At 61.4% G+C, this 26,706-nt stretch carries 30 protein-coding genes and 1 pseudogene; 21 read left to right on the top strand and 10 right to left on the bottom strand.

The window, feature by feature from the left end:
- The first annotated feature begins 124 nt into the window (after positions 1-124).
- From ACWV14_RS38280 to ACWV14_RS38260, 5 genes are all read left to right on the top strand, one after another.
- Positions 125-1,378 (top strand): aromatic ring-hydroxylating oxygenase subunit alpha, encoded by a 1,254-nt coding sequence (locus ACWV14_RS38280; RefSeq protein WP_225785502.1) that lies wholly within the window; start codon positions 125-127, stop codon positions 1,376-1,378.
- Positions 1,371-1,844, top strand: a complete 474-nt coding sequence (locus ACWV14_RS38275; RefSeq protein WP_225782446.1) for a nuclear transport factor 2 family protein — start codon at positions 1,371-1,373, stop codon at positions 1,842-1,844. Before ACWV14_RS38280 ends, ACWV14_RS38275 begins: the two co-directional genes overlap by 8 nt.
- Positions 1,845-1,855: 11 nt before the next feature.
- A complete protein-coding gene (locus ACWV14_RS38270) occupies positions 1,856-2,185 on the top strand; it encodes a Rieske 2Fe-2S domain-containing protein (protein ID WP_225782447.1) in 330 nt (109 codons plus the stop codon).
- A gap of 111 nt (positions 2,186-2,296) precedes the next feature.
- Positions 2,297-3,307: a 2Fe-2S iron-sulfur cluster-binding protein gene (locus ACWV14_RS38265; protein WP_225785504.1), complete on the top strand. Its 1,011-nt coding sequence runs from the start codon at positions 2,297-2,299 to the stop codon at positions 3,305-3,307.
- A gap of 30 nt (positions 3,308-3,337) precedes the next feature.
- Positions 3,338-4,135, top strand: coding sequence for an IclR family transcriptional regulator (locus ACWV14_RS38260; protein ID WP_225782449.1), 798 nt, complete (start codon positions 3,338-3,340; stop codon positions 4,133-4,135).
- A 145-nt stretch (positions 4,136-4,280) separates the two neighbouring features.
- On the opposite strand, the gene ACWV14_RS38255 is transcribed toward ACWV14_RS38260, so the two are convergent.
- The 7 genes from ACWV14_RS38255 to ACWV14_RS38225 all read right to left on the bottom strand — a co-directional run bounded on the left by ACWV14_RS38255 (position 4,281) and on the right by ACWV14_RS38225 (position 10,301).
- Entirely contained in the window at positions 4,281-5,315 is a 1,035-nt protein-coding gene (locus tag ACWV14_RS38255; RefSeq protein ID WP_244387038.1) for a TRAP transporter substrate-binding protein, read from the bottom strand.
- Positions 5,316-5,368: 53 nt separating this feature from the next.
- Positions 5,369-6,700 carry a TRAP transporter large permease gene (locus tag ACWV14_RS38250; protein ID WP_454909782.1) on the bottom strand — a complete coding sequence of 444 codons (1,332 nt, stop codon included), beginning with the start codon at positions 6,698-6,700 and terminating at the stop codon, positions 5,369-5,371.
- On the bottom strand, positions 6,697-7,278 hold the full coding sequence (locus ACWV14_RS38245) for a TRAP transporter small permease (RefSeq protein WP_279992356.1): 582 nt from the start codon (positions 7,276-7,278) through the stop codon (positions 6,697-6,699). Before ACWV14_RS38245 ends, ACWV14_RS38250 begins: the two co-directional genes overlap by 4 nt.
- 166 nt (positions 7,279-7,444) lie before the next feature.
- Positions 7,445-7,750 carry a Dabb family protein gene (locus tag ACWV14_RS38240; protein WP_341767570.1) on the bottom strand — a complete coding sequence of 102 codons (306 nt, stop codon included), beginning with the start codon at positions 7,748-7,750 and terminating at the stop codon, positions 7,445-7,447.
- 148 nt (positions 7,751-7,898) lie between these two features.
- Positions 7,899-8,237: a YciI family protein gene (locus tag ACWV14_RS38235; protein WP_454909780.1), complete on the bottom strand. Its 339-nt coding sequence runs from the start codon at positions 8,235-8,237 to the stop codon at positions 7,899-7,901.
- A gap of 133 nt (positions 8,238-8,370) precedes the next feature.
- Complete coding sequence (locus tag ACWV14_RS38230) at positions 8,371-9,426, bottom strand: maleylacetate reductase (RefSeq protein ID WP_279992360.1); 1,056 nt, start codon at positions 9,424-9,426, stop codon at positions 8,371-8,373.
- Positions 9,427-9,428: 2 nt separating this feature from the next.
- The gene (locus tag ACWV14_RS38225; RefSeq protein ID WP_454909779.1) at positions 9,429-10,301 is read right to left on the bottom strand and encodes an intradiol ring-cleavage dioxygenase; all 873 of its coding nucleotides are present in this window, start codon (positions 10,299-10,301) and stop codon (positions 9,429-9,431) included.
- Between the two features lie 118 nt (positions 10,302-10,419).
- On the opposite strand from ACWV14_RS38225, the gene ACWV14_RS38220 reads away from it, so the two are divergent.
- Positions 10,420-11,334: a LysR family transcriptional regulator gene (locus ACWV14_RS38220; protein WP_279992364.1), complete on the top strand. Its 915-nt coding sequence runs from the start codon at positions 10,420-10,422 to the stop codon at positions 11,332-11,334.
- Positions 11,335-11,404: 70 nt separating this feature from the next.
- Here the strand turns inward: ACWV14_RS38220 and ACWV14_RS38215 are convergent.
- A pseudogene (locus ACWV14_RS38215) lies at positions 11,405-11,497 on the bottom strand (IS5/IS1182 family transposase); the annotation flags it as partial.
- Between the two features lie 45 nt (positions 11,498-11,542).
- Here ACWV14_RS38215 and ACWV14_RS38210 point away from each other — a divergent pair.
- Entirely contained in the window at positions 11,543-12,280 is a 738-nt protein-coding gene (locus tag ACWV14_RS38210) for an IS6 family transposase (protein ID WP_225782444.1), read from the top strand.
- A gap of 42 nt (positions 12,281-12,322) precedes the next feature.
- Complete coding sequence (locus ACWV14_RS38205; RefSeq protein WP_454909778.1) at positions 12,323-12,610, top strand: hypothetical protein; 288 nt, start codon at positions 12,323-12,325, stop codon at positions 12,608-12,610.
- Between the two features lie 26 nt (positions 12,611-12,636).
- Here the strand turns inward: ACWV14_RS38205 and ACWV14_RS38200 are convergent, their stop codons facing one another.
- Positions 12,637-13,047, bottom strand: coding sequence for a hypothetical protein (locus tag ACWV14_RS38200; protein WP_454909777.1), 411 nt, complete (start codon positions 13,045-13,047; stop codon positions 12,637-12,639).
- Between the two features lie 245 nt (positions 13,048-13,292).
- Positions 13,293-13,544 carry a hypothetical protein gene (locus tag ACWV14_RS38195; RefSeq protein ID WP_454909776.1) on the bottom strand — a complete coding sequence of 84 codons (252 nt, stop codon included), beginning with the start codon at positions 13,542-13,544 and terminating at the stop codon, positions 13,293-13,295.
- A 301-nt stretch (positions 13,545-13,845) separates the two neighbouring features.
- On the opposite strand from ACWV14_RS38195, the gene ACWV14_RS38190 reads away from it, so the two are divergent.
- From ACWV14_RS38190 to ACWV14_RS38130, 13 genes are all read left to right on the top strand, one after another.
- Positions 13,846-14,133, top strand: a complete 288-nt coding sequence (locus ACWV14_RS38190) for a DUF2249 domain-containing protein (RefSeq protein ID WP_454909775.1) — start codon at positions 13,846-13,848, stop codon at positions 14,131-14,133.
- A gap of 30 nt (positions 14,134-14,163) precedes the next feature.
- Complete coding sequence (locus tag ACWV14_RS38185; protein WP_454909774.1) at positions 14,164-16,437, top strand: nitric-oxide reductase large subunit; 2,274 nt, start codon at positions 14,164-14,166, stop codon at positions 16,435-16,437.
- Positions 16,438-16,537: 100 nt separating this feature from the next.
- Positions 16,538-16,999, top strand: coding sequence for an RrF2 family transcriptional regulator (locus ACWV14_RS38180; protein WP_454909773.1), 462 nt, complete (start codon positions 16,538-16,540; stop codon positions 16,997-16,999).
- 8 nt (positions 17,000-17,007) lie between these two features.
- Positions 17,008-17,349: a metal-sulfur cluster assembly factor gene (locus tag ACWV14_RS38175; RefSeq protein ID WP_454909772.1), complete on the top strand. Its 342-nt coding sequence runs from the start codon at positions 17,008-17,010 to the stop codon at positions 17,347-17,349.
- A 12-nt stretch (positions 17,350-17,361) separates the two neighbouring features.
- Positions 17,362-18,501 carry a hypothetical protein gene (locus ACWV14_RS38170; RefSeq protein ID WP_454909771.1) on the top strand — a complete coding sequence of 380 codons (1,140 nt, stop codon included), beginning with the start codon at positions 17,362-17,364 and terminating at the stop codon, positions 18,499-18,501.
- Entirely contained in the window at positions 18,479-19,669 is a 1,191-nt protein-coding gene (locus tag ACWV14_RS38165) for an NnrS family protein (RefSeq protein ID WP_454909770.1), read from the top strand. The genes ACWV14_RS38170 and ACWV14_RS38165 overlap by 23 nt, the downstream gene beginning before the upstream one ends.
- Positions 19,670-19,673: 4 nt before the next feature.
- Positions 19,674-20,072 carry a SirB2 family protein gene (locus ACWV14_RS38160; RefSeq protein ID WP_454909769.1) on the top strand — a complete coding sequence of 133 codons (399 nt, stop codon included), beginning with the start codon at positions 19,674-19,676 and terminating at the stop codon, positions 20,070-20,072.
- Positions 20,073-20,103: 31 nt separating this feature from the next.
- Entirely contained in the window at positions 20,104-21,504 is a 1,401-nt protein-coding gene (gene hemN / locus ACWV14_RS38155) for an oxygen-independent coproporphyrinogen III oxidase (RefSeq protein ID WP_454909863.1), read from the top strand.
- Positions 21,505-21,517: 13 nt separating this feature from the next.
- The gene (locus ACWV14_RS38150) at positions 21,518-22,165 is read left to right on the top strand and encodes a hypothetical protein (RefSeq protein ID WP_454909768.1); all 648 of its coding nucleotides are present in this window, start codon (positions 21,518-21,520) and stop codon (positions 22,163-22,165) included.
- Between the two features lie 24 nt (positions 22,166-22,189).
- Positions 22,190-22,456 carry a DUF3079 domain-containing protein gene (locus tag ACWV14_RS38145; protein WP_454909767.1) on the top strand — a complete coding sequence of 89 codons (267 nt, stop codon included), beginning with the start codon at positions 22,190-22,192 and terminating at the stop codon, positions 22,454-22,456.
- A gap of 318 nt (positions 22,457-22,774) precedes the next feature.
- Positions 22,775-24,640 carry a type IV pili methyl-accepting chemotaxis transducer N-terminal domain-containing protein gene (locus tag ACWV14_RS38140; protein WP_454909766.1) on the top strand — a complete coding sequence of 622 codons (1,866 nt, stop codon included), beginning with the start codon at positions 22,775-22,777 and terminating at the stop codon, positions 24,638-24,640.
- Positions 24,637-25,305, top strand: coding sequence for a response regulator (locus ACWV14_RS38135; RefSeq protein ID WP_454909765.1), 669 nt, complete (start codon positions 24,637-24,639; stop codon positions 25,303-25,305). The genes ACWV14_RS38140 and ACWV14_RS38135 overlap by 4 nt, the downstream gene beginning before the upstream one ends.
- 129 nt (positions 25,306-25,434) lie before the next feature.
- Positions 25,435-26,700 (top strand): MFS transporter, encoded by a 1,266-nt coding sequence (locus tag ACWV14_RS38130; protein WP_454909764.1) that lies wholly within the window; start codon positions 25,435-25,437, stop codon positions 26,698-26,700.
- Positions 26,701-26,706 lie beyond the last annotated feature (6 nt).

Below are 26,706 nucleotides of genomic sequence, written 5' to 3'. Positions count from 1 at the left end.
GACCGATTCTAACCGATGCCGCTATTTGCACCACAACCGTCGTGTGGTGGTTGACAGCTTGAGGTACACATGCCATCATTTATTATAAATAAATGATGTTTATTATACCTAAACGGAGAACGCAATGGATCATGTGGAGAACGCAATGGATCATGTCAGTCCCTGGGCTACTGCCCCTAAGCTTCCGTCTACGCACTATGTAGATAACCGAATCTATACGGATCCGGTGATTTTCGAGGAAGAGCGAGAGAAAATCCTGGCTGCAACGTGGCGGCTTGTCTGTCACGAATCGGAACTGCCAGAACCCGGCGACTACCGGGCGAAGGAAATCGCCGGGGTACCGGTTGTCATCCTGCGCAGCGAGGACCGGTCGATTATGGCGTTCTTTAACGTTTGCCCACACCGGGGCGCGCGCCTAGTGCGCGACGAGCGTGGAAATGCGAAGAAGGGCCTGCAGTGCCTTTATCATCTATGGACGTTTGCGCTCGACGGTAAGTGCACAAGCATCACCCGAAGCAAGGGATATGACGGCTGCAGTCTGAAAAAAGACGACGTTGGACTGCGCTCTGTCCGAACGGAAATCTTCTGCGGCATGGTGTTCGTTTGCCTGAAGGACGACGTGCCACCACTCGAGCAATTCTTGGGTGGTATGGCGGACCATATGAAGACCCACCTTGGCCAGGAAGAGCTTGAGGTATTCCATTACCATCGCGCGATCATCAATACGAACTGGAAGCTCTTCGTAGACAACAACTCCGAGCTCTATCATGAATTCCTGCATGTGCTGAACCGGCGCACCGCCGTCGCACACAAGAGCTATCACGAACGCAATTGGTTGCTTTACCAGAATTCCCACAACATCATTCAGCAGGGTGTAATTCACTACGACAGTTACGGGCTGGGGGAGCGGAGCGAGGGCGCATTGCCGGGAATGCAGCCGAACGGCATGGTCGTCATGCTGCTGTTTCCTGACGTGATGCTCAATATTCGCGCGACCGTGATGCGTATAGACACAATGACGCCACTCGCACCCGGCAAGACCCTCGTCGAATGGCGCGGCGTAGGGCTCAAGTCCGATACACCGGACGTCCGCGCAATGCGGATCCAGCACCACAATGAGGTATGGGGACCGGCCGGTCGCAATCTCCCAGAGGATATCGCCGCCGTCGAAACGCAGTGGGAGACCATGGTCCAGGGTGGATCGCGATACAGCCTCTTTGCCAGGGAAGAAGGGCTGAAACCGCAGGACGATGCCAACCTCCGCGCCTTCTATCAGGAATGGGGTCGGTGCCTTGGACGCGCGCCGAATGATCCGTTCAGGCACGGTAATGTGGATACCGATGTTTCTCATTCAATAAAGGAGATCACCAATGTCTGACGTCGCAAGCCAACTCTTCGAGCGTGAAGCGATACGCGAGCTGATTGCGCGCGTGGGGCGGCTGCTTGACACTAAGGATTTTGCTGCCGTCATCGCTTCCTTTGCAGAACCGGGGAGCTATGTGTTGCGCGCATACAGTCCCGAGATTGGCAAGGAAATGATTTGGATGTCGGTTAAACGCGCCGAGCTTCTACGCCTGTTGAAGGAGTCGGCGGAACATGTGCATGACCTGGCCGACCGGACGCATCAGATCACTGTGGATCAAATCAGCCTCGAAAAAGGCGAGGCATTGGCGCGGTCGACCTTTTCAGTGTTCCGTACTGACATGAAGGGACAGAGCGACCTGTTCGCCGTGGGCCACTATGAGGATCGGCTCGTGAAAAACGGAGACACCTGGCTCATCGACAGCCGGACAGTACGGCTCCATACGCGCATGTTCACAGTGCCAACCCCCTTGCCGCTTTAACGAGATAACTGATGAATACGCAACCGATCAAGCTATGTGCCAGGACCGACATTCCGGAGGGTGAGATGATCGAAATGTCCGTCCCGGGCACTGACAACAGCCTGCTCTTGGTCTCTACCAAAGGAGCAATCCGTGCCTTCCAGAACAAGTGTCCACATATGGACATCCCGCTTTGCCAAGGCGCCTTTGATGGTGAAGTAATCACTTGTACAGAACATCTTTGGCAGTTCGACGCACAGACGGGCGCCGGGATTGAACCCGAGGACGCAAAACTGCAACAGTATCCTGTGAGCGTCATCGGCGACGAGGTGTTCGTCGAACTCCCGGAAGCGGCCGAGTAATTGCCTGGTCTTGCCGGATAGAACCAGCAAGACCAGGCAATAAAGGCGGATATCGCCCATTTCTTTCCGCACTAGTGGAATCCTCATCACCAACTGCCGGACTCTCGACTAATGACCATGCCTCATCGAATCCATTTTGACGCCGCCAACGGCTTCGACGCTGCAACGGACGAACCGCTCCTGATTTCAGGCCTGCGGGCAGGCTATGCGCTTCCGTATGAATGCGCGACAGGAACTTGTGGCTCATGCCGTACCCAGATCATTGAAGGTGCTGTCGTCGTCCGCTGGCCGGATGCGCCCGGGCTGCCCGAGACAAAGCGCCAAGAGGGCCATGTGCTCCTGTGCCAGGCATTACCACAGAGTGACTGTAGATTGCCGGACGCGTTATGTAAATCGCGGGACGCGAGTCTACCCCCGGTCCGCATCGTGAAGGGCCGGGCAAGCGCGGAAACTGAGACGAGCGATATCGCACGCGTGATGGTTCAACTCGACGAGCCGATTACTTTCCTCGCCGGCCAATACGCATTGTTTGAAGTGCCCGGCGTCACAGGATATCGCGCCTACTCGATGGCAAACACCGGCAATACGCTGACCTCCACTCTCGAGTTCTATATCCGCCGCGTCCCGGGTGGCGTGTCATCGCCAATTCTGCTCGGGGCGCGCGACATCCCCTTGCGCCTGGTGGTGCCGGTGGGTCACGCATTCATCGATGCGACCGCACAGCGCGATATACTCTGCGTCGCCGGCGGTACCGGCCTCGCGCCTATCCTGTCGATTGCGCGCGATGCGCTATCCCGCGGCCTGCTTCGCAAGCAGCGTCTGGATATTTTTATCGGAGTAAGGACGCCCGCCGACATTTTCGCGACCGCGTCCCTCCAAGAGCTCATTGAGGCGGCTGGAGGGGCGGTGCGAGTTACCTGGGCCATTTCGGAAGCGGGCGAGTTCGCGGATTGGAAAGGCGAACGCGGCTATGTACATGAGGTGGTCGCCCGCAGTGCGGGAGACCTTTCTGCGCGCCAGGTCTATATGGGGGGGCCGCCCGCCATGATTGATGCCATGGTACGTTTGCTGCTCAAGTCACGGGTTAAGCGATCCCAGATTCGCTTCGACAAATTCGCTTAATCCTCACGGATCAGATGATGGGACAAGCATATGGAACAGGACAGCAAGGGCCAGGCAAAGGGCGCCCTCATGAAGTCGCTTGACAATGCATTGACGCTTCTTGAGCAATTTACCCCCGAGGCGCCGGCATTCGGGATCACGGAGCTCGCGACAAGGCTCGGCCTCAACAAAGCGACCGTTTTCAATATGCTCAAGACACTTGAAGCACACAGCCTGGTCGAGCAGCTTTCCGACACCAAGAAATATACCCTTGGTCACGGCATCATCGTGCTTGCGGGCACCAAACTGGCCCAAAGCGAGCTGTCCCATGTGGCAAGACCTCATCTGGCCCGGCTTTCCCATGAGACAAACGAAACAACCCATTTGGCGATCCTCCATCGCAACGAACTGCTCTACCTCGAAAAGATCGAGAGCAGCCAGCCGGTGCGCGTGGCGGCGCGCATAGGAGGAAGGGCGCCGCTGCATTGCACGGCAAACGGAAAGGTCCTGCTCGCCTTTCAGCCTAATGAAGTGATCGAAGAAGCGCTGCGCGCGCCCCGAGCCCGATACACGGAAAATACGATCGTCGACCCGGCCGTGCTTCGCAGTCAGCTTGCCGAGATCCGACAAGCCGGCTACTGCATCGAACGGGAAGAATTCATTGCCGACATCCGGGGCATCGCGGCGCCGGTCTTCGACTTCAACGGCACGGTTATTGCGGCAATTGCCGTCGTCGGACCGTCCGCACGGATTACAGAAGGGCAGATCGAAGCGCTTGTGCCACTCACCTTGCGAACAGCAGAATCGATTTCCCGTAGCCTTGGCCATAAACCGTATAAAGACGCTTGAAAGCGGATCTCGGACAGGACCTGCGTCACCGGCAGAGTCAGACCACGCGATTGATGGCGGCGACTTGCATCAGTCCCGTTTCGCTGGAGATGCCGGGGATTGCGCCGGCAGCCGCGCGTGAGTGTCGTGACTACCGGCATTCTGTTTATTTCATTAAGGCTTTAGCTTCTTCGAGCAGTTTTTTCCCGTCATAGCCTTTAGCAGTCACGTCCTTCACCCATTCGGCCACGACACCTTCAGAAGCCGCTTGCCAGCGTTGAACTTCCGCAGCCGGCACTGTGTAGAAGATATTCTTGCGATCCGCGGCGATCTTGCGTCCGGGCAGCCCGGACTCGGCGAACACCCTTCCTACCCAAGCCGACGCCTCGGGCCCGCTGTTTGCGTCGATAACCTTTTTCAAGTCGGGCGGCAGGCTGTTATACTTGGCCGGGTTCATTGCAAAGATGAATACCGAGTTTGAGATCTGGCCCGACGATGGATCCAGTTCGGTGTGGAACTGTGCGATTTCCTCCAACTTCAACGCGGGCGAAACTTCCCATGGGATCAACGCGCCATCAATCACTCCTTTGGCCAGTGATTCGGGGGTCTGCGGCAGCGGCATTGGCACTGGTGTCGCCCCGAGCGCTGTGAGCATCTTGGTCGACTGGCGTGTCGCCGCACGCACCTTGGCGCCCCTGAAGTCTTCGAGTGATTTGATTTGTTTCCTGGCTGTATGCAGCAAATTGCCGTCGTGCAGATGGAACAGGATCGGCTTCACGCCCTTGAATTCCTGCATCGCATTCTTCGTTGCGTAATGCCACAATGCCCGGCTGCCTTTTTCGGTTGACGTCACGATGAACGGCAACTCGAATGCTTCGGATACCGTGAAGCGCCCCGCCTGGTAGCCCGGCACCGTCCAGATGATGTCGGCTACGCCATCCTTGGCCTGGTCAAATAACTGTGCAGGTGTGCCACCGAGCTGCATCGCTGGGTAAATCTGACACTTCATCCTGTTGTTCGATTCCTTGGCGATCTTGTCGCACCATGGAACGATGAACTTCGCATGCGCAGTGGAGCTGGGCGGCAGGAAGTGATGCACTTTCAACGTCACCACGTCTTGAGCAATGGCCGTACCTGCCGTGAGGGCAAGCAACGAGATCTGCAGCACCGCTTTAAATATGGAAGCCAGGGTCAGATTCATATTCATCTCCAGAAGTTTGGTTTTTAGTTATAAGATCGAAGAAGCGCCTCCGGTTAGTTACCGAAAGTGCGCACAAGGTACAGCGTAATAATCGGAAAGAACACCAAAAGCAGGATGCGCAGAAGGTCGGAGACTAGGAATGGCATCACGCCCTTGAAAGTCTCCTTCAGTGGCACATCCTTGGCCAGGCTGTTAATGATGTAAATATTCATCCCGACCGGCGGATGCACCAGCCCGATCTCGACCACCATCAATGCAAGGATACCGAACCAGATCGACTTGTCGCCCTGCGACATACCCCAGAAGTCAAGGCCCATAACAACTGGGTAGAAGATTGGGATGGTCAGCAGGATCATTGCCAGCGAGTCCATCACGCAGCCGAGAAAAATATAGATCAGCAGGATGGCAAACATCACCGACAGGGGCGGCAGACCACTTTCCTTGACCCAATTGGCGAGTTCGGCCGGCATCTGCGTGACGACCAGACCGGAGTTGAGCATGTCGGCGCCCAGCAGCACCAGGAGAATAAGCGCTGTGACTTCGGCGGTGCCGAGCAGGCTTTTGACCAGGCCTTCCATGCGCATGCCGCCTGTGATGACTGCCAGTATCCCGCAACATGCAGCGCCGATCGACGCTGCTTCAGTAGGATTGGCCCATCCACCGTAAATGCCGATGATCACGACGAGGAACACGAGTACGATCGGTATAACGCCGACCAGCGAGCGCAAGGTTGCGGCGAACGGAACCTTGGGACCTGCCGGCCCGGCCGATGGGTTGAGCGTGATCACTATTCGGATCACCAGCATGTAACCGAGCATGGCAATAATGCCCGGGATGATCGCCGCCATGAATAGCTTGCCGATCGACTCCTGGGTCAGCACCGCATAAATTACTAGCGGCACGGACGGCGGGATCATGATGCCTAGCGTACCGCCCGCGGCGAGCGCACCGGTCGACAAGGCCCCTGAATAGTTATAGCGACGCAGTTCGGGCAGAGCGACCTGCCCCATGGTCGCTGCCGTGGCAAGCGACGAGCCGCAAATTGCGCCAAACGCAGCACATGCCCCCACCGACGCCATGGCTACGCCGCCACGCCAGTGGCCGATGAAATTATTGACGCATCCGAAGAGTGCGCGGGAAAGACCGCCGTTGGTCGCGAACTGCCCCATGAGCATGAATAGCGGGATCACCGCCAAGTCATAATTGGAGAAGCGCGCGTAGGCAAGGTTCTTCAGCGAATTCAGCAGTGGCGACCATTCACCGCCAGTCATCACGACATAGCCGCCGGCGCCTACCAGGAACATCGCAATGCCGATATGGACTCGCAAGACCAGCAGCATCATCAGGATGGCGAACATGGTGAGGCCGATTGTCATCCCGCTCATTTCGACCCTCCGTTGTCGTTGCCTGCATTGAACAGCTGGAACGCATTATAGAAACCGGCCAGTGTCAACAGGATGAAGCTCGGTACAATGAATGCCAGCGCCGGCCATATCGGCCACCCCAGCATCATCGAAGTTTCGGCGGATTCGTAGAGCGACTCCGTTGCCGCCAAGGTGCGCCACGCGATGATAGCGGCAAATAGGCCCAGAAGAGAGTGGGCGATCGCGTCCAGGCGTGCCCTGGCTTGCGGTCGTATATTGATGGTGAAGAAGTCCACTCGCAGATGGCTGCGGTTCATTTCGCAGTAGGGCAGCAGTGTCGCCGACGCCACAGCCGTGCCCATCTGCAGCATCTCGATGTCGCCCGGCACTGGCATTGCAAACAATTTGCGCCCGACAATCGATACCAGCGACATTCCGACCAGCGCGAGGAAAAGGAGGCCGCCCGTCAAGGCAAACCCCTTGGAAAGCTGATATAGCGGCTGCCCAAATGGTCCGCGCGCCGACAGTTCCCTGTGACCTGCCGGATCATGCAAATTCACGATGTCTGCCTCTAGTTCCGCGTTTGCACTCGAGTGCATATTGTCTCCTCCCTGTTTCCTAACGAAAGCCGTCACAACGGCACAGCGGATATGCGGTCTTTACCTGGTCAAACCTGCCAGATAGACCATCGGTTGCCGAATGGCGTTCGCGTGACGCCCGTTCCATACAGGAAGCCGATCGCTACTGTCATGAGAAAGCGCCCCGTCATAAAAAATAGTCGACCTGATGTCTTGCTATGCGCAGGTCGCCGACGTGCTTCCTGGCCGCCAGATGCGCCGGATGCTGCTGGTAGGCCTGCAGTGCCTCAAGGCTTTCGAATTCCGATACCAGCACTACGTCGCATGCATAATCGACCGCGCTGAAGTCGAGGCCAACCTCTATTGTCAGCAGACCCGGAATCTGCCCTCGCAGCGCCTCAAACGTTTCTTTCAGTGTGCGCATGTTGGCACGATGCGTGGCGCTGCTGCGCTCACCGCGCACATCCCACATAACGATATGGCGAACTATCACGGCAGCACAATCAAGTAGTCAGATCCAGAATAGAGCGCATGGGTAGTTACAACCACGGCCGTGGCGCCGTCTCCGTCAAGACTTCCAAAGATCTCAATCATCATGCCATTGTCAAGTCGAATATGTTTTCATATGGTTGCAGAAAAACTCAGGCGACTGGCGGGAAGCCCGCGCGTTGCGGCCACAGATTCTGAAATGGGCGAATAGAAACCGACTCGAACAATCCGGCTTTGGCAAAAGGCTCGTCGTCCAACCACGTCTGGGCTTCGACGCGATCGGCAAAGTCGATCACCAGGAGGCTGCCCTGCATGGTGACGCCATCGTCAGAAAGCAGCGGTCCCGCGAACGCGATCTGCTCGGCGACATTGGCGAGATATGTCTTGTGCTGCGGCCGGAGCTGCTGGCGCAATGCCAGCGAATCGGGCTTGTCGATACTAAAGAAACAAAACAGCAATTGGTCCTCCTTGACAGTTGGTTCGTTTGCCATTTGCGCCATCTTCCACTGTCGCATATTGGTATCTATCTTTCGGACAGTTCTTTCCCTGATAGCCAGTGCGGCACAGAATCAGAAATGCGAGGATGGCCTCGTCCAGCGTGTGAGGCGCATGAAAATGACATGGTCACGGCCGCTTGCCGTGATACGCGTCTTCGAGCAATGCGCGTATGGCCGCTTTTTCGATGGGGCGTGGGTTCGCATACGCGTTTTGCGTAGCGATCTCGGCGCACCAATCCAGTTGGCCCTCCGGCATGCCGATATCTTTCAATGCGGTCGGCGCGCCCAGGGATGCAGCCAGGTCGAACATGCCGCGCGCAGCGTCTCCTACCCCCAATGCTCTGGCAATGCGATCAATTGCTTCGGGAACGGCCGGTGCGTTGTACGCAAGGGCATGCGGCAGCACGACCGTATGGGTTTCCGCATGCGGCAGGTTGTAAGTTCCACCCAGGGTGTGGCAAAGCTTGTGTTGCAATGCCATGCCCACATTCCCAAGCACGGCGCCGCACAGCCACGCGCCATACAGGCATTTGCTGCGCGCGGCAATATCTCCCGGGCTGGAGACGATTTTCGGCAAGCCCTGCGCGAGCGCCCGAATGCCCTCCTCGGCAAACAGTGACATGATCGGATTGGCATCCTGGGCATACAGTCCTTCGGCGGCGTGCGCCATAGCATTTATGCCGCTAGTCACGGACAGTTGCGTTGGCAATCCTAGCGTCAGCTCCGGGTCGTAGATCACGGTTTTCGGCAACACGCGGATATCGCGCCCGGTTTTTTTCAGGCCAGCCTCGGTGATGCCATATATTGGCGTCATTTCGCTGCCTGCATAGGTGGTGGGGATGGCCAGAATGGGCAGCGCCGATTCCAACGCGATTGCCTTCCCAAGACCGGTGGTCGAACCGCCGCCAATAGCGATCGCGCAATCTGCGTGCAGCTGCCGTGCAACGTCGCGAGCCTCCCTGGCCGTTTCGATTGGAACATGCATAACCGCACGGTCGAAAATGCCAGCACAATGTTCGCCGATCAATTCGGCAACCTGTTCGGCGCTGCGACGCTGCTCTGGCGTGGACAGTACGAGCGCACGCCGGGCACCGAGCGCTTCAATTTCGCGGGTCAGGTAACTTAGGCTTCCTACGCCAAAAACGACGCGCGAAGCCTGACTGTTGTAGACAAAAGGCTGCATGCTCATTTTTCGTTGGAAATCGGGTTCAAGACGAAGTCAAAATCAAGAGTAAAGAATGGCACGTCCATCCGGGTGTCATCCGGCGCAGTCCCTGGTTCATGCCGTACCCAGTCTGCGACCAGGGAGGACCGTACGCCAAATACCGCATCGGAATCGAGATACTGGTCGCCATTGCGGAAAACATGGGTGATCAAGGTCTCATAGCCGGCCGCCTTGATCAAAAAATGCAGGTGCGCAGGCCGCCACGGATGGCGGCCCAACGTGTCGAGCATGCGGCCTACAGGGCCGTCATGTGGGATCGGATATGCTTCGGCGACGATGGTGCGGAAATGGAATTTTCCATCTGGCCCGGCATGCAACGTCGCCCGAGCGCGATGCGCTTCCTGATTCGCATACTGGACGTCATAGAAGCCGTCTGCATCAGCCTGCCAGAGCTCCAATCTGGCGTTTGGGATCGCCTTGCCATTGATGTCCCGAACCGTGCCCCGAACGAAGCAAGGCTCACCTTTTGCACCATTGGCAATGTCATCGCCAAGTGCATATTCAGGCGAATCCTCCACATGGAATGGCCCGAATACGGTCGACTCTGTGCAGCCTTCCGGCTTGCGATTGTTCTGTGCCGTGACCAGCATCGAGAGACCGAGTGTATCGGAAAGGAGGATAAACTCCTGGCGCTTGTCGGAGCACATGTGTCCGGTCTCGGTAAGGAACTGGATTCCGGCGAACCATTCGGCCTCGGTCAATTTGACCTCGCGCGCAAAAGAGTGAAGATGCTGGACAAGGCTGGTCATAATTTGCCTGAAACGCTCGTTCGGCATCTCGGCATGGCGCGCGAGCACAGCTTGGGTGATCGTGTCTTCGTTCAGATTGCGCATAGTCTCCGCCTTCTCTATGTTGTTTTTTGTTGTGGGGATAGTATAGGCCCGCAAAAAATAAAAAAGAACAGAAAATCTGGAAATCTCTTTTTCACTGAATGAAAAACTGGAGTGGGCGATGGACCGTTGGACCGAATTTGAATTGTTTGTGCAAACAGCGGAATTAGGCAGCCTGTCAAAAGCCGCCGAGCAGCTGGACATGTCCAATGCGACAGCTAGTCGCTGCTTGGCCTCACTGGAAAAACGTCTTGCTGCCCGCCTGATCGAACGCAATACCCGGCGCTTGGCGCTGACCGAAATTGGAGAGAGTTTTTACCGGCGTTGTAAAAGCATACTGGCCGAAATGAAGGAAGCCGAAGCAATGGTCAATGCGACAACGTTCGATCCATCGGGCACGTTGCGAATTACAGCCTCACTGTCTTTTTGCATGAAGCACATCACCCCGTTGCTGCCGGAATTCACGCGCATGTACCCAAATATCGATGTCCAAATAGTCGCGGCCAACCGTTACTTCGACTTGATTGATAATGGCATCGATGTGGCGATCCGCACTAAGGAATACGAATCCGATTCCGACATAACAGTGCGCAAATTAGCGCAGACGCGCCGCGTCTTGGCGGCGTCGCCATCCTATCTCGTCAAGAACGGCACTCCGCAGACGATTGAGGATCTAGCGCACCATAAGTTGCTGCTTTACACGTACGCTAATAAACCGAACGAGTTGCATTTCACACGCGATAACAAAACGCAGATCATCAAGGTCCGAAGCTTGCTCGAGGCCAACGATGGGCAGATTTTGCGGACAGCAGCCTTGGAGGGACTCGGCATCCTCATTCAGCCCAACTACATAATCTATGACGATGTGGTCGCCGGCCGACTGATTCCAATACTTGAAGAATGGGACCTGCCTAAACTCTCCATCAACATCGCATATCAGAGGCGCAAGAATTTGCCGGCCAGAGTGCGTGCGTTTATCGATTTCCTCATCCGGCATTTTCGTGAAAAGGGCCATGAACGGAAATGGACCAGGTAGACCCAATGCTCTGTCGAGCAGACCGATCAATAAATAACACTAAAGGTCTTCACTGTTGCTAAGTGCCTGATCAGTATCTTCTCAACAAGAGGGCGATGAAGGCAAGGACGACGAACTGTAGACTGGTATGCAGCTTGCGCTCGCAGTTCTTCCAGAGCCGTCGGCACGGCATTGTCACGGTAACGATTGAAGCTGGTAAAGTCGATCGATGCAGACATCCAAGCCCCTTTACCACCGCCATCGTTTTCCAGACGCCGTCATCAGTCGCGCGGTGCGCTGGTATTTCCGATTTCAGTTGAGCTTGAGGGATATCGAAGAGCTGCTCTTCGAGCGCGGCGTGGTCGTCAGCTACGAAACGATCCGGCGGTGGTGTGACAAGTTCGGCGCGCACTTTACCCATCGGGTAAAGCAGGCCAGGCCTGCTCCCGGCGCAACGTGGCATCTCGACGAGGTCTTCGTCAATGTCGGCGGTGAGCCTTATCTGCTGTGGCGCGCCATCGACCAGCATGGTGCTGAGCTCGATATCCTGCTGCAGAAACGCCGCGACAAGGCGGCAGCCAAGCGCTTCTTCCAGCGTCTGCTGGCCCAATATCCAAATGGCCCGCGTAAGATCGTCACCGACCAGCTACGCAGCTATCCGGCGGCGAAAGTCGAGATTCCCGAACTGGCTGACGTCAAGCATGTGTTCGTCAAAGCTGCAGCCCGGGTCAACAACCGGGCCGAGAATAGTCATCAGCCAACACGCGAACGCGAACGGCGCATGAAAGGCTTTCGCTCGCCAGGACGAACGCAAACATTCCTGTCCAGCTTCGGACCGATCCGACAGCATTTCGCCATCAAGCGCCACCAACTCGGCGCTGTGCGCTATCGTAATCAACTCGCCAGACGCTTCGCTATCTGGCATCTCGTCACTGGCGTTACCCAAAATCCGTCTACCGCAGTCTGAGCACCATTTCACCAGCTCTCACTTCGCCAATACGGCGTTAAGTTGACAAGGCCGTCTCCGAAGACCCGGCGTCACGACACCGGCTGGAACAAGCTGGTTTCGCTCAAGATCGTGGCGCATCCCGCGTTCGACGAGGCCCGGCAATTGCTGCTGCGCCGGGAGTATTTCGCCGGAAAGCCAGGCAGCACGGTTCGCGTAAGGAAGGCCTTGGCGGGGTATGTCGTTCAGGACCTGCGGCTGGCCACGGATCTCAAGAGGGACCGGCCGCCACAGTTTCAGCTGTATCTAGAGAATGCCGACGCGCTTGGGAGCCTGTTCAGCGTCTCGTAGCGCTGGCACGGCCCAGCGAGGATGGGCTAGAGGTGTTCTCTTGCCAGAGCAAGGACCCGCTCGGCTTCGCCTTGTTCGATCGCTTGACGTGGCGTACGGCCGTTCAAGGCGCCCAGCGGGGTTTCAAGGAATGAAAGCAAGACCCACCCATCGCGTGCGCCCAGGCCCTGGTTGAGCTTGGAGATGCACGGCCACAGGACGGGGTCGAACTGCCACCTGGGCAATCGATAGGCGCCGGCGGCGTCGCGTATCGCGATGACCCGGCCTTTCCCAGCCCAGGATTCAATCGTGGGCGTCGGCACCCCGGCGACGCCAGCGGCCTCGTCCATCGACACCATGTCACCCGCTGACAGTCGGGCCGCGAGTTCACCAGCCCCGTTCGACCACAGCATCGTGGTCTTCTCGGCCGTGACGTAGGGATGCGGGCGTCGGTTCATTCGGGACGGGCATGGGATGGACCGCATTGACTGTAGCCCGTCGATCTCTCGAGCGCGCATCTCCAGCCATGGGCCACTCGGAGTCCTGGTTCCCGAACTCCGGTCCCACGGCTTTAACTCATCTGATGTGGGAAGGCGCCGATGGAAGGACTTCCTGCGCCGGAGATCAACTCGCTAGGCATCATTGATCGCAGCTTCCTGAGGTGTGCGTCGGTCGGCCAAGCGCCGGTTGAGATCGACGTTACCTACAACCTGGCCGAGCTCATCGTTTCATGCAGCGCAAACGACAGGCCGTGCAGGACCCCTTTGACGATCTCTTCTACTCCCGGCGAGAAGGCCCGGAACTTCAGACGGTACTGATCAAGGACTACGCAAAGCTCGGCTGGTGTCGCCGGCTTGCCATCGCCAGCCAGCTGCATCATGGTCCCGAGCACGAAGCCGAGCGCTCGCCCGACTTCGTCACGTAGTTCGGCTTGCGGGTCATCCGTTGTAGCCATGCACGCTCCAGCAATGCCTAGGGTGGACCGAAGATTTGGTGCGCGCCTCGTTGCGCCGTCGACAAATTCTCTCGTGCGGTTCCGGCAAGTGGCAATAGGACGGCGTATCGGTGTCCGCCGGGATCAGGCGTCGGGTGGTCGAGCGTCGGTTGCGCTGAGCCGGATCATGGGGCATCAGATGCTGACGCCGTCATCAATGCACATCGATGACCTCTTGATTTGACGGAGATCAAACGAACTCCGGGGCCCCTTCCTACAATTGATGCATCACAAATGCATCTTATGACGTAAGGAGCCAAGCATGTCCGCAGCAACCACCTCCCCCATCGTCGACGTTCGCGAGATTGCGCCGCGTGACCGTCACCCCCTGATCTTCTCGACCTTCAAAGGTCTCGGGGCGAGCGAAGCGATGGAGCTGGTCAACGATCACGATCCCAAGCCGCTCCATTACCAGTTCCAGGCCGAGCTTCCCGGCAAGTTCAGCTGGGAATACCTGGAAAGCGGGCCGGACGTGTGGCGCGTGCGTATCCAACGCCTGGCCACCGGGCACGGCAACGGCCAGTGCTGCGGCTCCTGCGGCGGCGTCTGAACATCCCACCAACAACTTGCGAGAAACACCTTGAAGACCACGAGCAGGCTCTGGCGATGGCTGGGCCTCATCTTCGTCCTGTCGTTCGGAGCCTTGGGCTACCTGGGCTGGCAGATCTACCTTTCAGCGCCTCCAATCCCCAAGCAGGTCGTGACGACCGAGGGCGAGGTGCTCTACACGGCCGAGCAGATCCAACTTGGGCAGCAGGCCTGGATGTCCGCCGGCGGCCAGCAGTTGGGCACGGTGTGGGGCCACGGCGCCTACGTGGCACCGGACTGGTCGGCTGATTGGCTGCACCGGGAGGCGGTCACGCTGGGCCAATTGCGGACTGCGGAGCAGACTCAGGGCGGACATGCCCTGACAGACGCGGAGCGGGCCGCCATCACGCAGGGCGTGCGCGATGAAATGCGCCGCAACACCTACGACGACAGCAATGGCGTCGTGAAAGTGACGGCCGCGCGCGCCAAGGCGATCCGCGAAGTCGCCGCGCACTACGACGGCCTCTTCGGGACCGACCCCAAGCTCGAAAAGCTGCGCGACCAGTACGCGATGACCGCGGGTGCCCTGCCCGAGAAGGAACATCGCCAGGCACTGACCGCGTTCTTCTTCTGGTCGGCCTGGGCGGCGACGACGGATCGTCCCGGTGAGTCCGGCTTGTCCTACACCAGCAACTGGCCGCATGAGCCGCTGGTTGGCAACACCATGAGTGCGTCGGCCGCCATGTGGTCGATGGTCAGCGTCATCCTGCTGCTCGCCGGCATCGCAGCCATGCTCTGGCTGCACAAGGGCAACCACGGCGAAGAAGACGCGCAAGTGCCCAAGGCTGACCCACTGCTGGGCGCCAAGGCCACGCCGTCGATGAAAGCCACGCGCAAGTACTTCTTCACCGTCATCGGCCTGATGCTGCTGCAGATCGGCATGGGTGCCATCACGGCCCATTACGCCGTCGAGGGCCAGTCCTTCTTCGGCCTGCCGCTGGCGCAGATCCTGCCCTACACCATCAGCCGCACCGTGCACACGCAGATCGGCGTGTTTTGGATTGCCACCGCCTGGCTTGCCACGGGCCTCTACGTCGCGCCGCTGCTGTCCGGGCGCGAACCCAAGCTGCAGAAGCTCGGCGTCGACGCGCTGTTCTGGGCGCTGATCATCGTCGTGCTCGGCTCGACCATCACCGGCTGGCTGGGCACGCTGCAGCACCGCGGCGTCGACTTCAGCTTCTGGTTTGGCAACCAGGGACTGGAGTTCACGAGCATGGGCCGCTTCTGGCAGATCCTGCTCTTCGTCGGCCTGCTGTTCTGGGTCTTCCTGCTCGGCCGCGCGCTGTGGCCCGCGCTCAAGAAGCCTTCGGAAACCCGCGGCCTCATCGCCATGGTCTTCCTGTCGGCCACCTGCATCGGCGGCTTCTACGCCACCTCGCTGACCTGGGGCCAGCACACCCACTACTCGATGATCGAGTACTGGCGCTGGTGGCTGGTGCACCTGTGGGTCGAAGGTTTCTTCGAAGTCTTCGCCACCGCTGTGGTCGCACTGATCTTCACCAACCTCGGCCTTGTGCGGGCGGCTTCCGCCAACCGTGCCATCGTCGCGGAGACCATCGTCTTCCTGTTCGGCGGCATCCTGGGCACGCTGCACCACCTCTACTGGACCGGCACGCCCACTTCGGTGATCGCCGTCGGCTCGGTGTTCTCTGCCCTGGAAGTCGTGCCCCTGACGCTGATCGGCCTGGAAGCCCTGCAGACCTGGCGCCGCTCGAAGAACGTCGCCTGGCTGGGCGCCTACAAGTGGGTCATCCTGTCCTTCGTCGCCGTGGGCTTCTGGAACACCGTCGGTGCCGGCCTGCTGGGCTTCGCCATCAACCCGCCGGCCTCGCTGTACTACGTGCAAGGCCTGAACATGACGGCCGCCCACGGCCACGCCGCCCTGTTCGGTGTCTACGGCATGCTGGGCATCGGCCTGATGCTGTTCTGCCTGCGCGGCCTGTATGACCGTGCGCTGCACGCCGACAAGTTCCTGAAGCCCGCCTTCTGGAGCCTGAACATCGGCCTGGCGATGATGGTCTTCATGTCGCTGCTGCCGGCCGGCATCTACCAGGCCTACGAGAGCATCACCAAGGGCCTTTGGTACGCCCGCTCGCCCGAGGTGATTCACTCCAAGCTGATGGAGACGCTGGTGTGGCTGCGCGTGCCGGGCGATGTCGTGTTCGCCGCGGGCAGCCTGTTCCTCGCCATCTACGCCGTCTACCTGCTGCGTCGCCCGATGGGGCAGCAACTGCCGGCCGGCGCCGTCGTCGCGACCAAGCGCTGATCAAAAACTGCGGAGGGCCACCGGGTCCTCCGCATGTTCAGGACGTCCTCGTGACCGACCCTCCGCCTACCCGACAACACCGCATCCGGACGAGCAAGCAATGAAGCTCACCTCCTTTACCGATTACAGCCTCAGGGTGCTCATCTACCTGGCCGCGGCGCCAGAGCGCCGCGCCACGGTCGCGGAGATCTGCACCGCCTTTGATGTCAAGCTGAACCATCTGACCAAGGTGGTCCACCACCTGGGCAAGTCGGGCTGGCTCGAAACCAGCCGCGGCAAGGGGGGCGGCCTGCAACTGGCGAAGCTCCCCAAGGACATCTGCGTCGGCGATGTGGTCCGCGACACCGAAGGGCAGGCCATGCCTGCCGAGTGTTTCGGCGACGACGACAGCGACTGCGCCATCGTCAAGTGCTGTCGCCTGAAGGGTGTGCTGGCCGAAGCGGTGAGGGCGTTCTACGCCGTCTTCGACCGCTACACGCTGGCCGACATCACCCGCAACCCGGCCGAACTCGCGGCCATCTTCCAGTTTCACCGTCCGGTGGCGCGCGCCGCAGCGACCTGAGAGCCGACATGAAGCCGCTCGATGTCAGTCCCTATCCCTACGCGGGTCTTGAGGACCTGCGCGCCCCCATCCTCGCCGCGTTGCACCGGGTCGTGGACCCGGAAGTGGCCATGACCATCGTGGATGTCGGCCTGGTCTACGGCGTGGCGGTGACGGCGGAGCGCCTGCACGTGCGCTTGACCATGACGTCTGCCGCCTGCCCGGTCGTGGACGTCATCCTGGACGATGTCGGGGCTGAACTGGAGAAGGTAGCGCCCGCCGACATGGCCGTCGAGGTCGAGCTCGTCTGGGAGCCGCCCTGGACGACGGATCGCATGAGTGACCGCGCAAAGGCCTTCATGGGCTGGTGAGCAGGCGGCGAAATGAACAGCTTCGCCACGTACTCCGCCAGCCGGTCCGTCGTGATGCGCATGGCGTTCATGCTTTGCGTGCTGCTGGCCCTGGCCTCTGGCCTGAGCGGCGGGCTGGTACGCGCTGGCGTGACCTTGCCTGCCAGCCATTGGCTGACGGCCGCGGTAAGCGGGCACGCTTTCCTGATGATCTGCGCCTTCATGGGAACGGTGATCGGCATCGAGCGCGCGGTGGCGGTCAAGCGGCCGTTGTCTTTTGCAGCGCCGATTGTTTCCGCGTCGGGCGGTCTTGCCCGGCTGGTCGGTGCCACCGACTTGGCTGCGTGGCTGGTTGCTGCCGCTTCGTTGGCGTTTGTCGCTGTCAACATCGTCATTGTCAGGCGCCAGCCCGCCTCGCACACGGGTTTGCTGTTGGTCGCAGCGCTGGCCTGGTCCACGGGCAGCCTTCTTCACGCGATCGCACCAGGCTCGAGTGCCGTCGTTCCCCTGTGGTTCAGCTTCCTGGTGTTCACCATTGCCGCCGAGCGACTGGAGATGACACGGTTGATGCGGCGCCGTCCTGGGGCGTCGGGCGCCCTGTATGTTGTCCTGGCAGCGATGCTGTTCGGCGCGGCACTGAGCGTGGTCTCGGTGGCATGGGGTGGCCTGGTCTATGGCCTGTCGTTGTCTGCATTGGCCTTGTGGCTGATCCAGTTCGATATCGCGCGGCGCACCGTGCGGGCGCGAGGCCTGAGCCGCTACATGGCGCTGTGCCTGCTGCTGGGGTATGCGTGGCTGTTTGTCGCAGGTGGCGCCTGGGTCGCCACGTCGGTGGGTCTCCCCTATCGCGACGCGGCGTTGCATGCGCTGGCCCTGGGCTTCGTCTTCAGCATGATGCTCGGCCACGCGCCGGTCATCCTGCCGGCGATCGCGCGGATCAAGGTGCAGTTCGGCGCGCTCTACTACCTTCCACTGGCGCTGCTTCACGGATCGCTGATCCTGCGGCTCGGCGTCGGCCACTTCGACTGGCGTGCGCTGACCGCCGGTGCCGTCGGCAATGCAGTCGCCATTGCCGCCTTCGCGGCCACCGTCGCGGGCTCGGCGATTGCCTGGCGCAAGCGCCACGCCCAACCTCGGACATCCGACCATCATGGCATCCCTGCTGAACATTGAGGAGCCGCCTCGCCCGGCTCCGAAGGGCTTCGCGCTGTTTGCGCTCGGCTTTCGGCCGTTCTATCTGCTGGCCAGCATCTTCGCGGCCTTGTCGATCCCGTTGTGGGCGTTGCAATTCAGCGGGTATCTGACACACCCCTATCTGGCTGGTCCCGTCTGGCATGCCCACGAGATGGTATTCGGCTTCACTCTCGCCATCATCGTGGGCTTCCTCTTCACGGCGGGCCGCAACTGGACCAACCTACCAACGCCGACCGGCGGGCCTCTGGCCGCTCTAGCGGCTCTATGGATCGCCGCTCGCGTGCTGGTCCTGACGCCCTATGCGTGGGCCGCGACGGCGGCCAATGTGGCCTTCCCGCTCGCCGCCGCCGCCGCACTGGCGATCCCGTTCTTCAAGGCAAGGAACAAGCGTAACTACTTCTTCGTCGGGCTCCTGATCTTGCTGGCATGCGCGGCTGGCTTTGTTCACCTCTCGCAGCTCGGTATCGTGCCCTCGCCGGCATGGCCGGCCCTTCAAGCGGCGCTGGACGTGGTGCTGTTCATCTTGGCGGTGATGGGTGGTCGCGTGATTCCCATGTTCACGAACAACGGCGTGCCGGGGACGAATGCCACCAAGCAGCCCGTCGTCGAGAAGGCCGCCTTGGGTGGCGTGATCGCTGTGCTCGTCGCCGACGTCCTGGGCCTGACGGGTGCACCTCTGGCGATCCTTGTAGTGCTTGCCGCGGCGGCCCATGCCTGGCGCCTGGCGCTTTGGCGGCCATGGAAGACCGTGCGGGTGCCGCTGGTCTGGGTGCTGCATGCGGCCTATGCCTGGGTGCCCATCCACCTGCTCCTGCGCGGCTTGGCCGAGTTGGAACTCGTTGTGCCTTCGCTGGCGACGCATGCACTGACGGTCGGTGCCGCGGGCGGCCTCATCATCGGCATGATGACCCGCACGGCGCGGGGCCATACCGGACGTCCGCTGATTGCGGACCGCTATGAGACGGCGTGCTACCTGCTGGTGCTGCTTGCAGCGCTCGTTCGCGTCGGCGTGCCGCTTGTGATGCCGGCCCTGACCGTTGCCGCTGTGCTGGGTTCGGCGGCCTTGTGGTCGGCTGCCTTCGGGCTCTATGCCATTCGCTACTGGTCCGTCCTGACGCGGCCGCGCGTCGACGGCCGGCCGGGTTGACGCCATGGACTACGCCATCATCAAGCTGATCCACCAGACGGCCGTCGCGCTGTCGGTCACGGGCTTCTTCGTCCGGGGGGCCGCGTCCCTGGCGGATGCCTCCTGGGTCCGTGGTCGCCTCGCCAAGACGGTTCCTCATCTGGTCGACTCGCTGCTGCTGCTCTCCGGCTTGACGCTGGCCTGGACTCTCAGGCTGACGCCGGATCGCGCGCCTTGGCTGCTCGCCAAGCTGGTCGGTCTGGTGGTGTATGTCGCGCTCGGTGTCGTTGCGTTGCGCCCCGGTCGTTCACGCGGTGTTCGTGCCGCCGCCTGGCTCGGCGCACTCTCCGTCATCGGCTGGATGGTCTCCGTGGCCATCACCAAGCACCCGCTCGGGATCTTCAGCCTCTTGGCATTGCCATGACGTCCGATTGACTGGAGTCAACTTGTCCACCCTGATCACTGATTCGACCGACGTTCGGGCCCTGCTCACGGAAGAGTTCCTGCGCAAGTTCGACACCCCCGGACCACGCTATACCTCCTACCCGACGGCAGACCGCTTTGGGGAGGGATTTGGGGCAGCGGATGCGGTGCGCGTACTCACGCAACTGCGTGGGGGCGGGACGTCGACGCCCTTGTCGCTCTATGTGCATATCCCGTTCTGCGAGCAGCTTTGCTATTACTGCGGCTGCAACAAGATCATCACCAAGCACCACCAGCGCGCAGCCCAGTATCTCGACATGCTCGAGGCGGAACTGGCGCTGGTCGTGGAGTCGCTCGGCAAGGGCCGCCCCGTGTCGCAGCTGCATTTCGGGGGTGGCTCGCCGACGTTCCTGTCGGACGAGGAACTGACACGGGTGATGACTTTCCTGGGCGCGGCCTTTCGGCTGACGCCGGACTCCGAGGTCTCCATCGAAGTGGATCCCCGCACAGTGACGCCACAGCGGCTCGCGCATTTCCGCACCCTGGGCTTCAACCGCCTGAGCTTCGGGGTGCAGGACTTCGATCCGGACGTGCAAAAGGCCGTCCACCGGGAGCAGTCGTTCGAGATGGTGCGCGGTTTGATGGTCAGCGCCAGAGAGCTGGGCTATATCTCCGTCAACGCCGACCTCATCTACGGACTACCGATGCAGACGCCCGAGAGTTTCGCAAGGACCATTCAGCAAATCGGTGAATTGCGTCCGGACCGGATCGCGCTCTACGCCTACGCCCACCTGCCGGAGCGGTTCAAGCCGCAGCGCCGCATCAATGACGCGGACCTGCCCGAGCCGTCCCAGCGGGTTGCCATGCTCGGCGATGCGATCACAGGCTTCCTGGCGCGAGGGTATGAGTACATCGGCATGGATCACTTCGCCCTGCCACGGGACTCGCTGGCGGTCGCCAAGCGCGAGGGTCGGCTGCACAGGAACTTCCAGGGCTACAGCACGCAACCGGACTGCGACCTGATCGCGCTGGGCGTGTCGTCCATCGGGCGTATTGGTTCGGACTACTACCAAAACGCCAAGACGCTGCCCGAGTACTACGAGAGCATCGACCAAGGGCGATTGCCCGTCGTGCGCGGCTACGCGCTGGACAGGGATGACGAAATCCGGCGCGACGTCATCATGGCCTTGATGTGCCAGGGGCGTCTGGACTTCGACGCGGTCGAGCGTGCGCACGGCATCGAGTTCACTCGGTATTTCCACAACGAAGTCACCGTGCTCAGCGGCATGGCCGATTCAGGGTTGCTCGAGCTTTCGGATCGAGCCGTACAGGTCACGCCAGCAGGATGGTTCCTCATCCGCGCCGTGGCGATGGTGTTCGACCGGCACCTCCAGGCCGCCAAGGACAGGCGGCGGTTTTCCAAGATCGTCTGAATGAAGTACCGCCATGAAGTTCCCCGACTACTTTGACCAGATTCCCCGTCTTCGCGTGCAGGACCCCCTCGCGCGCGTCTTCGGTTGCGCGCAGGACGGCATCCTGGAGTACGGCTTTGTCGATGCGGTCCGGATCACGGGCCATGCCTGCCCCACGGTGGCTTGTGCCTACTGGTTGACGCTGCTGGCGCTCGAACATCTCTATCCCGGCGAACTACCACAGCGTGGCAGCGTCAAGGTCGAGTTCCGCGACGACGCCCGCTCAGGCAGCAACGGAGTCATGGCCACCGTCATCCAGATGTTGACGGGCGCGGCCGGAGGTTCCGGCTTCAAGGGACTGGGTGGCCGGTTCAGCCGGGCGGGCTTGATCCGCAGCAAACCGGACCTGCTGATGCAGTTGCGGTTCACGCGGCTCGACAAGCAGGTGGCGGTCGACGTTGGTGCCAATCTTGCGGCGATGCCCGAAGGACCTTCCGTCGAAGGCCTGATGGCACGGGTCGCCTCAGGCAGGGCAAGCGTCGGGGACGAGGAGCGACTTGGGGCGATCTGGCGTGCGCGTGTGCGCGAAATGCTGCTCGAGTATGGACACGACCGCACGGTCTTCATGGTCTGCCCGGTCGAATGGAAGAAGCGCTCGGACGGCGTGCTGCAGGTCGTATGAACCTCCCGGCAGGAGTCAATCAACGTGGTCAAGAAATTCCCGATCAAGCCCGCCAATCCTGAGCGCATCTGCTGGGGTTGCGACAAGTATTGCCCGGCAGACGCCTTGCAGTGCGGCAACGGCAGTGTGGCGACCCCACATCCCTCGGTGCTCTTCGGCGACGACTGGATGTCCTGGGGACTCGATGCAAGGAAGGAAGAGGCGCAACCAGTGTCAACACCGTCGGCGCCCTCCCAGGAGCCGACGATCGCCGCGGTTAGCGAGCAGTGCGATGGTGAGCAGCACGCTTGACGCCTGTACCGTCGCGACCTTGCGCAGCTCTCCGGCAGCCAGGAAGAGCAGTTTGGTTCGCCTTGAGTGCCGCACCCCTGCACGACAGAGGCTCTGGCTTCGGCCGGCGCATGGTCCAGGATTTTCACGTCTCATGGCGCCCGGCAACTTGCCCGAGCAGATGCGCACAGGATTGGCAGGCTTGATCGCGAGCTTCTTCACTGCGGCACAACGTGCCAGCGGCACGCTTGCAATGTCTTGACGCATGGCAAACCATGCCGAGCTTCAAACTTGACCTGCATCAAGTCGGCTGCACAGGGCGCTGCCCAGAATCCCGGCATGTTCATCTCCTGGAGCCGCGCCCCCCTCGCCACCAAGATCGGCATCCTTGGAGCTATGCTTCTGACCATCGCTCTTACCGCCATCGGTGTGACGCTGTGGATAGGTTGGCAGTTGGAGGGCGGCGCCGCAGCGGTCAACGAAGCCGGGCGGCTGCGCATGCAGACCTGGCGCATGGCCCATCTGGCGGCGACCGGCGACCGGGCGCAGTTGCAATTTCAGGCGCGCGCCTACGAGTCGGCGCTGAGGCAACTGCAGATCGGCGACCCCGCAAGGCCGCTGTTCTTGCCGCGCGACGAAAAGACACAGGTCGCCTACCGGGCCGTCAATGAGGACTGGCGCCGGCTGACTTCTGCGGCCACCGACGGCGTGCCTGCGCCAACCGGCGCTCAGGCCGAGGCTCTGGTGAACCGTGTCAACCTGCTCGTCGATGCCGTCGAGGCGCGCATGGCGGCATGGAGCTCGCTCTTGTCTGCTGTTCAACTGACCCTGGTGGGCCTTGCGATCGCGGCCTCGGTGGTGTTCCTCTATGCCTCGCATCTCGTCGTGTTCGCCCCGGTGGATCGGCTGCGCCGCGGCCTGAAAGCGCTGGAACAGGGCACGCTGGGTATCCGCATCCCTGGCAACGCCCAGGACGAGTTCGGCGAGCTGGCGCGCGGCTTCAATCGAATGGCGGAGAGGTTGCAGGCCGTCTATCGCGGCATGGAGGACGAGGTACGGGCCAAGACGGCCGACCTGCGCGACGAGCAGCGGCGCCTGGCGGCCTTGTATGAAGCGTCAGCCTTCGCCGCCGGCGCGCAGTCCCAGCGCGAGCTGGCCGCCGGCTTCGCCGACCGCGTGCGCCAGCTGGCCAGTGCCGACGCCATCGCCGTGCGCTGGTTGGACCCTAGTGAGCAGCGCCTGGTGCTGCTGGCCTCTCAAGGCCTGCCGCCCGCCATGGTCGAGGCGGAGCGCTGTCTGGTGCCTGGCGCCTGTCATTGCGGCAGTCCGGCGGTGCGCGCCCGCGTCATCCCGATCACGCCGGGCGCCAAGCCCAGCTCGCATTGCGCCAAGGCCAGTTTCGTTGCGCTGGTCAACGTGGAACTGACGGTGCAAGGCCGCGCCATGGGCGAGATCGATCTTCTCTACCGCGAGACCCCGCAACTCGCCGAGGCGGACCGCGAACTGCTGGACAGCCTCGCCAGCCACCTCTCCAGCGCCATGGAAGGCCTGCGCAACGAGGCCCTGCAGCGCGAGGCCGCGGTCGCCGAGGAGCGCGGCATGCTGGCCCGCGAACTGCACGATTCCATCGCCCAGAGCCTGGCCTTCATGAAGATCCAGCTGCAGTTGCTGAAGGATGCCCACCAGAACGGCCAGGCGCCGGTGGCTGCGCGCCTGCTCGACGAGCTGGAGCTGGGCCTGAAGGAAAGCACGGCCGATGTGCGCGCGCTGCTGATGCATTTCCGCACCCGCACCGACGGCGACGACCTCCTGCCGGCCCTTCAGCAGACGCTGCAGAAATTCCGCCTGCAAAGCGGTGTGCCGGCCGAGCTGCAGGTGGACGGCCACGGCGCGCCGCTGCCGGCCGACGTGCAGGTTCAGTTGTTGCATGTCGTTCAGGAGGCCTTGGCCAACGTGCGCAAGCATGCCCGGGCCAGCCAGGTGCAGGTCAAGCTGGTGCACCAACCGAGTCTGCAAATCGATGTGTGCGACGACGGCCGCGGCTTCGACCCGGTGGCCGATGCGCCGGATGACAGCCATGTGGGCCTGCGCATCATGCGCGAGCGTGCCGCCAAGGTCGGCGCCGCCGTGTCCCTGAAATCCCAACCCGGCAGTGGCACCCTGGTGCGCATCTCGCTGGCCGAATCCGAGGCTGTGACTCCATGAACGACCAACCCATTCGTGTCCTCGTCGTCGACGACCACACGTTGTTCCGCCGCGGCTTGATCGCGCTCTTGGGCACTCAGACGCAGTTGCAGGTCGTCGGCGAGGCTGGCGACGCCGGTACGGCGGAGCGGCTCGCAGCCGAGCTACGGCCCCAGGTCATCCTGCTGGACAACCATCTGCCCGGCGTCACCGGCGTGCAGGCCCTGCCGGCGCTGAAGGCAGCGGCGCCAGGCTGCCAGGTGCTGATGCTGACCATGAGCGAGTCGGAGGCCGACCTGGGCGCCGCCCTGCGTGCAGGCGCCTGCGGCTATCTGCTGAAGACGGCCGACAACCAGGAACTGACCCAGGCCATCGAGCGCGCGGTGCGCGGCGTGTCCAGCTTCAGCTCCGAGATGGCCGGCAAGCTGGCCACGGCCTTCCGCCACGAGGCCGAGGCGGCTTCCCTTGCCGCTTCGCCGCCGCCCGACCCGCTGGCCACGCTGTCGCCGCGCGAGCGCGAGATCGTCGACCTGATCGCTCGCGGCGACTCCAACAAGCAGATCGCGCGAGAGCTCGGCATTGCCGAGACGACCGTCAAGATCCATGTGCAGCATCTGCTGCGCAAACTGGATCTGGACTCGCGCGTGCAGGCGGCCGTGCTCGTGACGCAGCAAAGAGCCGCCTAGTTCTTCCGGACGAGGCCGCCACGGTCGTCGTCCTTCCAGCGGGTGGTGCCCGGCTGATCCTCCGGTGAATGTGCGTGCCGCGCGTAGCGCGGGACAGTGGCTGCATCGTCACTGAGGAGGAGCAAGCGCATGTCCGCCGCCCCCATCGACCGCAAGGCCTGGTCAGTCCTGATCGTCAGCACCCTGGCGTTCACCGTCTGTTTCATGGTGTGGATGATGTTCGGCGTCATCGGCATCCCGATCAAGAAGCAGCTCGGCCTCAACGCCACCGAGTTCGGCCTGCTCACGGCCATGCCGGTGCTGACCGGCTCGCTAGTGCGCGTGCCCCTGGGCATCTGGACCGACCGCTACGGCGGGCGCATCGTGATGGCTTTGCTGATGCTCGTCACCGTGCCAGCCATCTGGCTGATGGCCTCTGCCACGCAGTACTGGCACTTCCTCGTCATCGGCCTCTTCGTCGGCCTGGCGGGCGGCTCCTTCTCGGTCGGCACGCCCTACGTCGCGCGTTGGTTCCCCAAGAGCCGCCAGGGCATGGCCATGGGGGTCTACGGCGCCGGCAACTCGGGCTCGGCGGTCAACAAGTTCGTCGCGCCCGTGCTGCTCGTCAGCTTCGGCTGGGCCATGGTGCCCCAGGTCTACGCGGCCATCATGGCCGGTACCGTCGTGCTGTTCTGGCTGTTCAGCCACAGCGACCCGGCCCACCTCGTGGCCAGCAACGTCAGCTTCCGTGACCAGCTCAAGGCGCTGAACGACCCGCGCGTGCTGAAGTACTGCCAGTACTACAGCATTGTCTTCGGCGGCTACGTCGCACTGGCGCTGTGGATGGTTCAGTACTACGTCGGCGAGTTCAGCCTCGACATCCGCGTCGCGGCGCTGCTGGCAGCCTGCTTCAGCCTGCCCGGCGGCGTGCTGCGCGCCATTGGCGGCCTGCTGTCTGACAAGTACGGTGCCCACAAGGTGACCTGGTGGGTGATGTGGGTGAGCTGGATCTGCCTCTTCCTGCTCAGTTACCCGCAGACCGACTTCACGGTCGTCACGCTCAGTGGCCCCAAGACCTTCCACATCGGCCTGAACGTCTATGCCTTTACCGGGCTGCTGGCCGTTCTCGGCGTGGCCTTCGCTTTCGGCAAGGCCTCGGTCTTCAAGTACATCAGTGACGACTACCCCGGGAACATCGGCGCCATTAGCGGCATCGTCGGCTTGGCCGGCGGCCTGGGTGGCTTCATCCTGCCCATCCTCTTCGGTGCACTTCTGGACCTCACCGGCATCCGCTCCAGCGCCTTCATGTTGATGTACGGCGTCGTCTGGGTCTCGCTGATCTGGATGTACTGGACCGAGGTGCGCAAGACCGAAGTCATGGGCCGCAACGCGCCCGAATTTCACCTCGCCGGCTGACCGGCA

It is taken from the genome of Variovorax durovernensis, assembly GCF_977011995.1.
Note: the sequence above shows the minus strand (reverse complement) of the source record. Positions and strands in the feature narration are given on the sequence as shown.

What these genes read in the sequence shown, in the direction of transcription:
- ACWV14_RS38225 (WP_454909779.1), bottom strand. Translation starts at nt 10,301, where the DNA reads ATGCGCAATCTGAACGAAGACACGATCACCCAAGCTGTGCTCGCGCGC.
- ACWV14_RS38150 (WP_454909768.1), top strand. Translation starts at nt 21,518, where the DNA reads ATGAAGTTCCCCGACTACTTTGACCAGATTCCCCGTCTTCGCGTGCAG.
- ACWV14_RS38165 (WP_454909770.1), top strand. Translation starts at nt 18,479, where the DNA reads ATGGCATCCCTGCTGAACATTGAGGAGCCGCCTCGCCCGGCTCCGAAG.
- ACWV14_RS38255 (WP_244387038.1), bottom strand. Translation starts at nt 5,315, where the DNA reads ATGAATCTGACCCTGGCTTCCATATTTAAAGCGGTGCTGCAGATCTCG.
- ACWV14_RS38245 (WP_279992356.1), bottom strand. Translation starts at nt 7,278, where the DNA reads ATGCACTCGAGTGCAAACGCGGAACTAGAGGCAGACATCGTGAATTTG.
- ACWV14_RS38160 (WP_454909769.1), top strand. Translation starts at nt 19,674, where the DNA reads ATGGACTACGCCATCATCAAGCTGATCCACCAGACGGCCGTCGCGCTG.
- ACWV14_RS38230 (WP_279992360.1), bottom strand. Translation starts at nt 9,426, where the DNA reads ATGCAGCCTTTTGTCTACAACAGTCAGGCTTCGCGCGTCGTTTTTGGC.
- ACWV14_RS38190 (WP_454909775.1), top strand. Translation starts at nt 13,846, where the DNA reads ATGTCCGCAGCAACCACCTCCCCCATCGTCGACGTTCGCGAGATTGCG.
- ACWV14_RS38260 (WP_225782449.1), top strand. Translation starts at nt 3,338, where the DNA reads ATGGAACAGGACAGCAAGGGCCAGGCAAAGGGCGCCCTCATGAAGTCG.
- ACWV14_RS38280 (WP_225785502.1), top strand. Translation starts at nt 125, where the DNA reads ATGGATCATGTGGAGAACGCAATGGATCATGTCAGTCCCTGGGCTACT.
- ACWV14_RS38195 (WP_454909776.1), bottom strand. Translation starts at nt 13,544, where the DNA reads ATGGCTACAACGGATGACCCGCAAGCCGAACTACGTGACGAAGTCGGG.
- ACWV14_RS38170 (WP_454909771.1), top strand. Translation starts at nt 17,362, where the DNA reads ATGAACAGCTTCGCCACGTACTCCGCCAGCCGGTCCGTCGTGATGCGC.
- ACWV14_RS38250 (WP_454909782.1), bottom strand. Translation starts at nt 6,700, where the DNA reads ATGAGCGGGATGACAATCGGCCTCACCATGTTCGCCATCCTGATGATG.
- ACWV14_RS38140 (WP_454909766.1), top strand. Translation starts at nt 22,775, where the DNA reads ATGTTCATCTCCTGGAGCCGCGCCCCCCTCGCCACCAAGATCGGCATC.
- ACWV14_RS38210 (WP_225782444.1), top strand. Translation starts at nt 11,543, where the DNA reads ATGCAGACATCCAAGCCCCTTTACCACCGCCATCGTTTTCCAGACGCC.
- ACWV14_RS38235 (WP_454909780.1), bottom strand. Translation starts at nt 8,237, where the DNA reads ATGGCAAACGAACCAACTGTCAAGGAGGACCAATTGCTGTTTTGTTTC.
- ACWV14_RS38175 (WP_454909772.1), top strand. Translation starts at nt 17,008, where the DNA reads ATGAAGCCGCTCGATGTCAGTCCCTATCCCTACGCGGGTCTTGAGGAC.
- ACWV14_RS38135 (WP_454909765.1), top strand. Translation starts at nt 24,637, where the DNA reads ATGAACGACCAACCCATTCGTGTCCTCGTCGTCGACGACCACACGTTG.
- ACWV14_RS38180 (WP_454909773.1), top strand. Translation starts at nt 16,538, where the DNA reads ATGAAGCTCACCTCCTTTACCGATTACAGCCTCAGGGTGCTCATCTAC.
- ACWV14_RS38270 (WP_225782447.1), top strand. Translation starts at nt 1,856, where the DNA reads ATGAATACGCAACCGATCAAGCTATGTGCCAGGACCGACATTCCGGAG.
- ACWV14_RS38275 (WP_225782446.1), top strand. Translation starts at nt 1,371, where the DNA reads ATGTCTGACGTCGCAAGCCAACTCTTCGAGCGTGAAGCGATACGCGAG.
- ACWV14_RS38200 (WP_454909777.1), bottom strand. Translation starts at nt 13,047, where the DNA reads ATGAACCGACGCCCGCATCCCTACGTCACGGCCGAGAAGACCACGATG.
- ACWV14_RS38265 (WP_225785504.1), top strand. Translation starts at nt 2,297, where the DNA reads ATGACCATGCCTCATCGAATCCATTTTGACGCCGCCAACGGCTTCGAC.
- ACWV14_RS38130 (WP_454909764.1), top strand. Translation starts at nt 25,435, where the DNA reads ATGTCCGCCGCCCCCATCGACCGCAAGGCCTGGTCAGTCCTGATCGTC.
- ACWV14_RS38220 (WP_279992364.1), top strand. Translation starts at nt 10,420, where the DNA reads ATGGACCGTTGGACCGAATTTGAATTGTTTGTGCAAACAGCGGAATTA.